This window comes from Massilia rhizosphaerae, assembly GCF_016093545.1.
GTDB lineage: Bacteria > Pseudomonadota > Gammaproteobacteria > Burkholderiales > Burkholderiaceae_D > Telluria > Telluria rhizosphaerae.
This window is the reverse complement of record NZ_JADKYX010000038.1, coordinates 1-9,793: the sequence shown is the minus strand read 5'-3', so window position 1 is coordinate 9,793 and position 9,793 is coordinate 1. Positions and strand designations below refer to the sequence as shown.

Below are 9,793 nucleotides of genomic sequence, written 5' to 3'. Positions count from 1 at the left end.
TACTGACTGTATTTCTTGTGAACATTTGATAATTTAAGTATTCAGTATCACCGAAGCGATACTGGCACCTCATCAAACGCCCACACTTATCGACTGTTTATTGTTAAAGAACTGTGTTCGGTACTGCTTTGCTGCGCTTGCGAATCGTTTTGTTCGTCAGCAGCAGAGAAGTGAGATTATGCCGCGTTCCGCGATGTTCGTCAACACCTTTTCACAACGCCGGCTAATCCCCCACGCGCTCGCTCAACCATTCCAACGCACGCGGTGCCGCGTTCAGCACGGAAATATGGCCATCCTCGGGCCGCAGCCACAACGTAGCCGAAGGACAATGGCGCGCCAGCCATTCGGCATGACGCTTCGGCACCATACGATCGCGGCCACCATGCAGCAAGAGCACGGGCCGGGAAATTCGCGCGCAGTCGAATCCCCAGGGGGAAACGTAAGCGATGTCGTCATCGATCAGCCCTCCTGGTCCGCCGGCCAGCGCCGGCCCGACCACGCCGTCAAACCACGACCATGGCCCCGCCAGAGCGGCCCAGTCGGCCTCGATGAACGATTCGCGGTCGAAGTCCGGGGACGCCGCTTCGTAAGCAGCTTTCTCCGACCGTCCCGCGCGCGCCGCGCGCAGGCCCGCCACGCCCGACGGCCGCATCCCGGCAAACCAGTCGAGTCCTGCGGCTCCATACGGCGCCAGACCGGCAATGCTGACGGCCGCGAGCACGCGGTCCGGCAGGAGCGCAGCACAGGCGAGTGCATGCGGACCGCCGCCGGAATGGCCCACGACCGCGAACCGGTCGATGCCGAGCCGGTCGGCGATCCGGGCGACGTCGTGCGCCGCCGAGGCGACATCGCGTCCTTCTCTCGGCGTCGAGCCCCCATAGCCGGGTCGGTCGTAGCCGATCCAGCGCAGCCCGAGGCGCGCGGCGTCGGCGAACAGGGGCGCGGGCGGCGGGCCGATGTTCGGCGTGCCGTGCAGCCAGAAGACCGCGAGACGATCGCCGTTGGATGGCGCCTGCACATGAAAATGCACCGTTCGGCCGTCGTCGAGGACCAGGTCCGCTTCCGTCATCGTCAACTCCTAGGGCTGCGCAGCGGCCGGCTGGCGCCGCAACTGCTCCGCATCTTTCAACGGCGGCGCACCGAACAGGCGGCGGTACTCGCGGCTGAACTGCGACGGGCTTTCGTAGCCGACTTCATACGCGACGCTGGCCGCTTCGACGTCGCCGCTCATCAGCATCTTGCGCGCCTCGAGCAGGCGCACCTGTTTCTGGTACTGCAGGGGACTCATCACGGTCGCCGCCTTGAAGCGCCGGTGCAGCACGGAAGGACTCATGTGCACGGTGCGCGCCAGCGCGTCGATGCTCAGCGGTTCGTTGTAATGCGTGCGGATCCAGTGAATGGCCTCGCCCACGGCGCGCTCGCGCTGTCCGCCGACCGCGCCGCGGCTCATGGTCGCGCCGCCCGGCGCCGTCACGAGATGGTAAAGCAGCTCCTGCTTGAGCAGGCGGCCCAGCACGGGCAGGTCGCGCGGCCGGTCGAGCAGGCGCACGAGCCGCACGAAGACCTCCAGCATGGCCTCGTCCGCACGCTCGACCGTGATCGCGGGCGGGTCCGCTTCCTCCACCGGCAGCTGCAGGCGCATCTCCAGCACGAAGGCCGCCACCTCCTTGGGGTCGATGTCGACGCGGATGCCGTAATACGGTGCCGCCGCGCTGGCACACGTCACCTGGCCCGACACCGGCATCGCGACGCCCGCCTGCACGTAACACCCGGGGCCGTAGCGCAGCACCCGCTGGCCGACGAACATCTCCTTCTCGCCCTGCACGAGCAGGCAGACGGATGGCGACAGGATGCCGCGCCCGGCCGGCGTCGGCGCGGGGCGGCGCACGAGCCAGAGCCAGGGCAGATCGGTGGCCAGGTCCAGGACGCCGGCGCCGGCACCGCGCATCGCCTTGTCGACCAGGCCGCGCAACTGGCCGAGGAGCGTCAACTCAGAGTCGTTTGTCATGGCCCATGGTGGCTTTGGGTTCGAGATAGGTTTCCAGGCCGAAGACGCCGAACTCGCGCCCCAGGCCGGACTGCTTGAAGCCGCCGAACGGCGCCTCCGGTGCATCATACAATCCATTCACGAACACGCGCCCGGCCTGGATGCCTGCCGCGACGCGGTTCGCGCGCGCGAGGTCCGCTCCGAACACGTACGCGTGCAGGCCGTAGGGCGTGTCGTTGGCGATGGCGATCGCATCGTCGTCGTCGCGATAGGGAATGATGGACAGGACCGGGCCGAAGATCTCGTCGCGCGCGATGGTCATGTCGTTGCGGACGTCGCCGAACACGGTCGGCCGCACGAAGTAGCCGCGCGTGAGTCCCTCCGGCCGGCCCGGACCGCCCGTCAGCAGGGTCGCGCCCTCCTCGATGCCCTTGCGGATATAGTCCTGCACCCGCTCGTACTGCTTGCGCGTGACCATCGGTCCCACGTTCACGCGCGGGTCGCGCGTCGGGCCGACGACGAGATCCCGGAACGCGCGCACCGCCAGCTCGTGCGCCTCGCCGACGCGGCTCGCCGGCACCAGCAGGCGCGTGCCGGCGATGCACGCCTGGCCGCTGTTCATCACCGCGGCCGCCGCCGCCAGCGGCATCGCCTTGGCGAAGTCCGCATCGTCGAGAAGCACGGTCGGCGATTTGCCGCCCAGCTCCAGCGTCACGCGCTTCATCGTGTCGACGGCGCCGCGCGCGATCGCCTTGCCGACGGCCGTCGACCCGGTGAACGAGATCTTGGCGATGTCCGGATGGCGCGTGATCTCGGCGCCGACCACGTCGCCGCGGCCCGTGACGATGTTGAAGACGCCCGGCGGCAGTCCCGCGCCGTGCATCACGCGGGTGATGAGTTCCGTCTGCGCGGCACTCAGTTCGCTGGGCTTGATGACGGCCGTGCTGCCGGCGGCGATCGCCATCGCCAGCTTGCTCGCGATGAAGCCGATGCTCGCGTTCCACGGCGTGATCATGCCGACGACGCCGTGCGGCACCATCGTCACGCGCGCCCCGCCGACGTCGCGCTCGAACGGGTACTCGGCCAGCAGGCGGCGCGCGATCGCGAACGACGCGGCGGCGCGGCGCGCGGTGCCCGTCGCCATCGCCGTGGTGCCGCCGTATTCCGCGACCATGACGTCGACGATGTCCCGTTCGGCGGCGGCGACGGCGTCGTGCAGGCGCTGCAGCCACGCCATGCGCTCTTCGCGCGTCGTGCGCGACACGGCGGGAAAAGCCGCCTTCGCCGCCGCGATCGCGCGCTGCGCGTCGACCTCGTCGGCCAGGATCACGGTGGTGGTTTCGCGCTCGGTCGCAGGGTCGATCAGGACGAGCGGTTCGCGCCCGTGCGGGGTGACGAACTGCCCGTCGATGTAGATGTTGGCGATGGTTTTCATGGCTGGGCTCCTCGTGAACGGTGCGTCCATCATAGGAGCCGGAACGCGCCCGGCGGTAGCAGGATACTGACGAAGGATTGCCTGATCCTGCCGATCTCGCGCGGATCAGGCAGCGGGCGCGGAACGCACCAGCTGCTCGAACGCCTGGGACGCGCGGCTGCGGTAGCGCTCGCGGTGACGCAGCAGGAAGAAGTCGCGCGGCGGCAGGTCCGCGCCCACCTTGGCCAAGAGGCCGGCCGCGATGTACGGCGCCGCGACCAGCTCGGACAATCCGGCCACGTCGCTGCCGCTCATCACGGCCGCGCGCACCGCTTCGTTGGACGGCAACGTGAGGACCACCTGCAGCGCGTCCAGGTCGGCCCCCTGCTCCACCAGCATCTCTTCGAGCGCGGAGCGGGTGCCCGACCCGGGCTCGCGCATGATCCAGCGCGCCGCCTGCAAGTCGGCGGCAGCCAGCCTGCGCTTGCGCGTCCACGGATGGCCGGGCGCGACGACGATCGCCATGCGGTCCTGCCCGACGCTGTCGACGACGAGCGCGGCATCGTCGACGCCGCCCTCAACCAGACCGAGATCGGCCTGCCCCTCGCGCACGGCATCGGCGACGGACTGCGTATTGCCGACATCCAGCCGCACGTCGATTTGCGGATGCGTGGCGCGAAACCGCACGAGCAGCGGCGGCAGCCAATAGCTGGCGATGGTCTGGCTGGCCTGCAGCGCGAGCGCGCCGCGCGCGAGACCGGCCAGTTCGACCAGCACCCGCTCGGCGCCGGCGGCGCGGGCCAGGGTGGCGCGCGCCTCGTCGAGGAAGATTCGTCCCGCCGCATTGACTTCGATGCGCCGGCCCACCCGGTCGAACAGGAGCGTGCCGTAGCGTTCTTCCAGCGCGCGGATCGATGCGCTGACGGCCGACGGCGTCAGCGCGAGGATGTCCGCCGCCTGCGTCAGGTGCTGGCGTTCGGCGACGGCGACGAAGATGCGGAGCTGGTCGAGGGTCATTGTTCGATTTATCTACATGATTTGTACGGAATTTTAAGATGGACCGAACAGTTATGTCGAGCCGATACTGCGGGCACGATCAAGGAGAACAACATGAACAATAAAATTCTTCAGCTGGTGCCCGGCGTCTTGCTCAGCGCCGCCGTCACGGGCGCCGCCGCGTTACTGGAGCGCGGCGAGACCGCCCTGTTCGGCCGCGCGTGGCTCGAAAGCCTCGTGCTGGCGATCCTGCTGGGGAGCCTCGTCCGCACGATTGCGACAGTGCCCGCCGGATGCGAGCCCGGCGTGCGCTTTTCGGCCAAGTTCGTACTCGAACTGGCGGTGGTGCTGCTCGGCGCATCCGTCAGCGCCGGCGCGATCGCCGCACATGGCCTGCCGCTGCTGGGAGGGATCGCGTTCGCGGTGGTCCTGGCGATCGCCTTCAGCTACACCGTCGGCCGGTTCCTGCGCTTGCCGCACGAGATGGCCGTGCTGGTCGCGTGCGGGAATTCGATCTGCGGGAATTCGGCCATCGCCGCCGTCGCGCCGGTCATCGATGCCGACGGCGAGGACGTCGCGTCGTCGATCGCCTTCACGGCGGTGCTGGGCGTCGTCGTCGTGCTCGTGCTGCCGCTGCTCGACCGGGTACTGGCGCTGACGCCGCTCCAATACGGCATCTTCGCCGGGATGACCGTGTATGCGGTGCCGCAGGTGCTGGCCGCGGCAGCCCCGGTGTCGCAGGCGAGCCTGCACATCGGCACGCTCGTCAAACTGGTGCGGGTGCTGATGCTCGGTCCCGTCGTGCTGGGGTTGTCGGTGTTCCGGCGCGACGGCGGCCGGCGTCAGTCGCTGCCGATCGCGCACCTCGTCCCCTGGTTCATCGTCGGCTTTCTCGTCCTGATGGCGCTGCGCTCCATCGACGCCTTGCCGACCGCGCTGCTCGAACCCGCGCATGTGGCGTCCGGATGGCTGACCAGCATGTCGATGGCGGCGCTGGGCCTCGGCGTCGACGCACGCGCCGTCGCACGGGCCGGCGGCAAAGTCACCACCACCGTCGTCGTGTCGCTGGTCGGGCTGGGCCTGATCAGCTGGGGATTGATCGCGCTGCTGGGCATCCGTTGATACACTGGGCGCCACTCATCAATCACGAGGAAAGCCCATGCAACAGTCCATTGTCCATATTGCGCTGGTCGTGCGCGACTACGATGAAGCGATCGAATTCTACGTCGGCAAGCTCGGTTTCGATCTGTTGGACGACACGTACCAGCCGGCGCAGGACAAGCGCTGGGTCGTCGTCGCGCCGCCGGGCGGGACAGGCACCACGCTGCTGCTGGCCAAGGCATCGAAACCGGAACAGCAGCCGTTCGTCGGCAACCAGGCCGGCGGCCGCGTCTTCCTGTTCCTGAATACCGACGATTTCTGGCGCGATTACGAGCGTTTGCGCAGCAACGGCGTGACGTTCGTGCGCGATCCGAAGGAAGAAGACTACGGCACAGTGGCCGTCTTCGCAGACCTGTACGGGAATTTGTGGGATCTGCTGCAGTTGCGGGACGGGCACCCGATCGCGGCACGCATGCTGAACCTAACCGGTTCGTGAGCGGCATTGAATGAAAGCCAGCATCACTTTTTTGCATACTTCGTTTCGCGCATGAGATAGGCGGAGGCCAGGCATCTACATCAAAATAGCAGGAATGGCCACCGCCTTTCTTTTCCAAGCAAACGACATTCCATGCGACTCCCGCTGCTCCTTGCCTCCCTCCTGCTTTGCATCGGCGCGCACGCCACCCAAACCACCACGCCCGATGCCACCTGGGCGCGCGGCATCGAAGGCCAGCGCAAGGCCGACCTGGGCAACGGGAGCTACCTGAACCCGATTCTGGCCGGCGACCGTCCCGACCCGACGATCCTCAAGGACGGGCGCGACTACTACATGACGCATTCCTCGTTCTTCAGCTATCCCGGCCTGCTGCTCTGGCATTCGCGGGACCTGGTGAACTGGGAACCCATCGGCGCCGCGCTGCGCAAGAACGTGGGCACCGTGTGGGCGCCGGACCTCGTCAAGCACAAGGGCCGCTACTACATCTACTTCCCTGGGCTGAAGGATGGGCACACGACCAACTACGTGATCCATGCGGACGACATCCGCGGCCCGTGGAGCGATCCCATCGACCTCAAGATCGGCGATATCGACCCGGGCCACGTGGTGAGCCAGGACGGCAAGCGTTACCTGTTCATGGGCGGCGGCGGCATGGTACCGCTGTCGGACGACGGCTTGTCCGTCACCGGACCGCAGAAGAAAGTCTACGCGGGCTGGCAATACCCGGCCGACTGGGTCGTGACCGCGTTCGCGCTGGAAGGTCCGAAGCTCGTCAGGCACGGCGGCTACTACCACATGCTTGTCGCGGAAGGCGGCACGGCGGGGCCGCCCACGAGCCACATGGTGGTGTCCGCGCGTGCGAAGTCGCTCGACGGTCCCTGGGAGAATTCGCCGTACAACCCCATCGTGCACACGTGGAGTCGCGACGAGAAATGGTGGTCCAAGGGACACGGCAGCCTCGTCGAAGGCCCGAATGGCAAGTGGTACCTCGTCTACCACGCCTACGAAAACGGCTACTGGACGCTGGGCCGGCAAACGCTGCTCGAACCCGTCGAATGGACGGCCGACGGCTGGCTCAAGTCGACGGGCGTCGACGTGTCCAAGCCCATCCCGAAACCGGGCAACGAGGCCGTCCCGCATGGGATGGCCTTATCCGACGACTTCAGCACCGACAAGATGGGCGTGCAGTGGGGCTTCTACCAGGGCACGGATGCGGACGCGGCGCGCGTGCGCTACGAAGACAAGACGCTGGTCGTGCAAGGCAAGGGCACCTCGCCGCGGGATTGCGCGCCGCTGGCCTTCATCGCCGGCGACCAGGCCTACCAGGTCGAGGTCGAGGCCGAGATCAGCGCGAACGCGCGCGCCGGCCTGCTCGTCTTCTACAACGATAAGCTGTACGCGGGCATCGGCTTCGACCGCGACGGTTTTATTACGCACCGCTACGGCATCGACCGTCCGCAGAAGGCGGCGCTGCCGCGCAAGCTGCGCCTGCGGCTCGTCAACGACCGCAACATCGTGACGATCTACACGAGCGCCGACGGCAAGCAATGGACGCGCCACAGCCCCGTCATCGAAGTCTCGGGCTACCATCACAACGTGGCCGATGGCTTCATCAGCCTGCGGCCGGCGATCTATGCGGCCGGCCAGGGCGAAGTGCGCTTCCGGGACTTCCGCTACCAGGCTCTCTCCAATTAAAACGACACCAGGCGACATCCGCTGCCCATCGCTTCCCGCTTTCCGTGACCCACATGACCATCCGCCACCTGCCCCGCCGCCGCCTGGCAGCCATCCTCGCCCTGGCGGCTTGCGCGCCTGCCGTCCACGCCGACGACGCTGCCTCCAACCTGCGCCCGTCGGGCAGGTTTTCCGTGCGGCCCGCCGTGACGGCCGCGACCCCGCCGATGGGTTGGAATCCGTGGAACGCCTTCCACACGCAGGTGACGGAAGCGAAGATCATGGCGGTGGCGCAGGCTTTGAAGAGCACGGGCCTGGCGGATGCCGGCTACCGCTACGTCAACATGGACGACGGCTGGTGGCTCAAGCGCCGCGCCGACGGCCGCATCGAGATCCGCACCAGCATGTTCCCCAGCGCGGCCCTGCCCGACGGTGGAACCAGCTTCCGCCCCTACGTCGAGCGCCTGCACTCGATGGGCCTGAAGGCGGGCCTGTACACGGAAATCGGGCGCAACGCCTGCTCGCAAGCCTGGGATGAGCACGGGGCCAACCTGCCGGTCGGCACGCGGCCGGAGCGCGAGATCGGCACCTATGGCCACCAAGCCCAGGACATGCGCCTGTTCTACGGCGAGTGGGGCTTCGACTATGTGAAAGTGGACGCCTGCGGCGTGGCCGACTTCCAGGCCGAGAAGCCGTTCGTGAAGGACGGCACCTACCGCGCGCTGGGCCCCTACATGGTGCGCAGCCGGCCCGACCTGTCCGAACCAAAGGTGGTCGAGCGCTTGTACGCCGACCTGCGCGCGGCGATCGACGCCGTGCGGCCGGATGGTGACTTCATCCTGTCCATCTGCAACTGGGGCGAGGTCCACGTGGCCGATTGGGGCAAGGACTACGGCCAGATGTGGCGCACGAGCCAGGACATCAGCGCCAACTGGTGGTCGATGCTGCACAATTTCGACAGCAGCGCCGGACGTGCGCTGTACGCCGGCCCCGGCCACTGGAACGATCCGGACATGCTGGAAGTGGGCCTCGGCGAGTTCGACGCCGACCACCCCGTGGAGGCGCGCGCCCATATGTCGCTGTGGGCCATCGTCAACGCGCCGCTCGTGCTGGGCGCGGACCTGTCCAAGGCGCCGCCCGTCGTGCTCGACATCATCGGCAAGCGCGAAGTCATCGCCATCAATCAGGACCCGGCCGGCAACCAGGGCGTGATCGTCGCCCGGACCACGGACACCGAGACGCTCGTCAAGAGCATGGCGCAGGCCGGGACCAAGGCACTCGCCCTGATCAACCGGAGCGCCCGTCCGCAAGCGCTGTCGGTGGCGCTGGGGCGCCTGAACCTGGATCCGGCCGCGCCCGCGACCATGCGCGACCTGTGGACGGGCCAGGAGCGCGCCGTGGAACGGGGCGTCATCAGCGCCGAACTGGCGCCGCACGAAACGCGCCTGCTGTTGGTGCGGGGCGTGCCGGAATTGAAGGGTGGTGTCTACCTGGGCGAGATGCCGGCGCGGATCAACGTGGCCGCGGACGGCCGCGCGCAAATCTCGGCCCTGCGCTTTGCCTCGTGGGCACCTGCGCAGGTGAACGCGTCGCCCGCGGGAACCCCGCTGATCGTCGGCGGCAAGCGCCGCGACAACGGTATCGGCGTGCTGAGCGACTCTCGGCTGGAAGTACGGCTGGACAAGGAATTCAGCCGCTTCCGCACCGTGGCGGGAGCCAACGACGACACGGCCCGGCCCTTGACCTTCCGCGTGTACGGCGACGGGAAGCTGCTGTTCGAGCAGTCCGGAACGCAGCCGGTGGAGATCGACGTGCCGGTGCGCGGCGTCCGCACGCTGGAGCTGGTGGTCGAGGGCAAGGACCGGGAGGCGGGTGTTGCCCTCGCCACCTGGGCGGATGCGCGGCTGATGCGTTAAACGATCAGGCAAGCCCACATCCCTGGGCTGGCATGTCCATGTCCAGCGCCGTGTCGTTGAACGCGGCAGGGATTGTGCCCGAAAAAGCAAAAAGCCCGCTCAATCTGAATTGAGCGGGCTTTTCTAATAACTAGCCTGACGATAACCTACTTTCACACTGGTTGCAGCACTATCATCGGCGCAAAGTCGTTTCACGGTCCTGTTCGGGA

General features: G+C 67.4%; 8 protein-coding genes. 4 read left to right on the top strand and 4 right to left on the bottom strand.

The features are described from left to right. Positions 1-223 precede the first annotated feature (223 nt). The 4 genes from ISF28_RS30110 to ISF28_RS30095 form a co-directional block, all read right to left on the bottom strand. The gene (locus ISF28_RS30110) at positions 224-1,069 is read right to left on the bottom strand and encodes an alpha/beta hydrolase (RefSeq protein WP_198120860.1); all 846 of its coding nucleotides are present in this window, start codon (positions 1,067-1,069) and stop codon (positions 224-226) included. Positions 1,070-1,078: 9 nt separating this feature from the next. Then, positions 1,079-2,008, bottom strand: coding sequence for an AraC family transcriptional regulator (locus ISF28_RS30105; protein WP_198120859.1), 930 nt, complete (start codon positions 2,006-2,008; stop codon positions 1,079-1,081). Then, positions 1,992-3,422 carry an aldehyde dehydrogenase family protein gene (locus tag ISF28_RS30100; RefSeq protein ID WP_198120858.1) on the bottom strand — a complete coding sequence of 477 codons (1,431 nt, stop codon included), beginning with the start codon at positions 3,420-3,422 and terminating at the stop codon, positions 1,992-1,994. Before ISF28_RS30100 ends, ISF28_RS30105 begins: the two co-directional genes overlap by 17 nt. A 105-nt stretch (positions 3,423-3,527) precedes the next feature. Then, the gene (locus ISF28_RS30095) at positions 3,528-4,418 is read right to left on the bottom strand and encodes a LysR family transcriptional regulator (RefSeq protein WP_198120857.1); all 891 of its coding nucleotides are present in this window, start codon (positions 4,416-4,418) and stop codon (positions 3,528-3,530) included. A 93-nt stretch (positions 4,419-4,511) separates the two neighbouring features. On the opposite strand from ISF28_RS30095, the gene ISF28_RS30090 reads away from it, so the two are divergent. The 4 genes from ISF28_RS30090 (at position 4,512) to ISF28_RS30075 (ending at position 9,584) form a co-directional block, all read left to right on the top strand. Then, complete coding sequence (locus ISF28_RS30090) at positions 4,512-5,519, top strand: YeiH family protein (protein ID WP_198120856.1); 1,008 nt, start codon at positions 4,512-4,514, stop codon at positions 5,517-5,519. Positions 5,520-5,556: 37 nt separating this feature from the next. After that, the gene (locus ISF28_RS30085) at positions 5,557-5,994 is read left to right on the top strand and encodes a VOC family protein (RefSeq protein WP_198120855.1); all 438 of its coding nucleotides are present in this window, start codon (positions 5,557-5,559) and stop codon (positions 5,992-5,994) included. Positions 5,995-6,126: 132 nt separating this feature from the next. Beyond that, complete coding sequence (locus ISF28_RS30080) at positions 6,127-7,689, top strand: family 43 glycosylhydrolase (RefSeq protein ID WP_198120854.1); 1,563 nt, start codon at positions 6,127-6,129, stop codon at positions 7,687-7,689. Between the two features lie 53 nt (positions 7,690-7,742). After that, on the top strand, positions 7,743-9,584 hold the full coding sequence (locus ISF28_RS30075) for an NPCBM/NEW2 domain-containing protein (RefSeq protein WP_198120853.1): 1,842 nt from the start codon (positions 7,743-7,745) through the stop codon (positions 9,582-9,584). The last annotated feature ends 209 nt before the right edge of the window (positions 9,585-9,793 follow it).

Excerpts from the sequence above, each read along its gene's own strand:
- ISF28_RS30110 (WP_198120860.1), bottom strand. The coding sequence starts at position 1,069 with ATGACGGAAGCGGACCTGGTCCTCGACGACGGCCGAACGGTGCATTTT.
- ISF28_RS30105 (WP_198120859.1), bottom strand. The coding sequence starts at position 2,008 with ATGACAAACGACTCTGAGTTGACGCTCCTCGGCCAGTTGCGCGGCCTG.
- ISF28_RS30100 (WP_198120858.1), bottom strand. The coding sequence starts at position 3,422 with ATGAAAACCATCGCCAACATCTACATCGACGGGCAGTTCGTCACCCCG.
- ISF28_RS30095 (WP_198120857.1), bottom strand. The coding sequence starts at position 4,418 with ATGACCCTCGACCAGCTCCGCATCTTCGTCGCCGTCGCCGAACGCCAG.
- ISF28_RS30090 (WP_198120856.1), top strand. The coding sequence starts at position 4,512 with ATGAACAATAAAATTCTTCAGCTGGTGCCCGGCGTCTTGCTCAGCGCC.
- ISF28_RS30085 (WP_198120855.1), top strand. The coding sequence starts at position 5,557 with ATGCAACAGTCCATTGTCCATATTGCGCTGGTCGTGCGCGACTACGAT.
- ISF28_RS30080 (WP_198120854.1), top strand. The coding sequence starts at position 6,127 with ATGCGACTCCCGCTGCTCCTTGCCTCCCTCCTGCTTTGCATCGGCGCG.
- ISF28_RS30075 (WP_198120853.1), top strand. The coding sequence starts at position 7,743 with ATGACCATCCGCCACCTGCCCCGCCGCCGCCTGGCAGCCATCCTCGCC.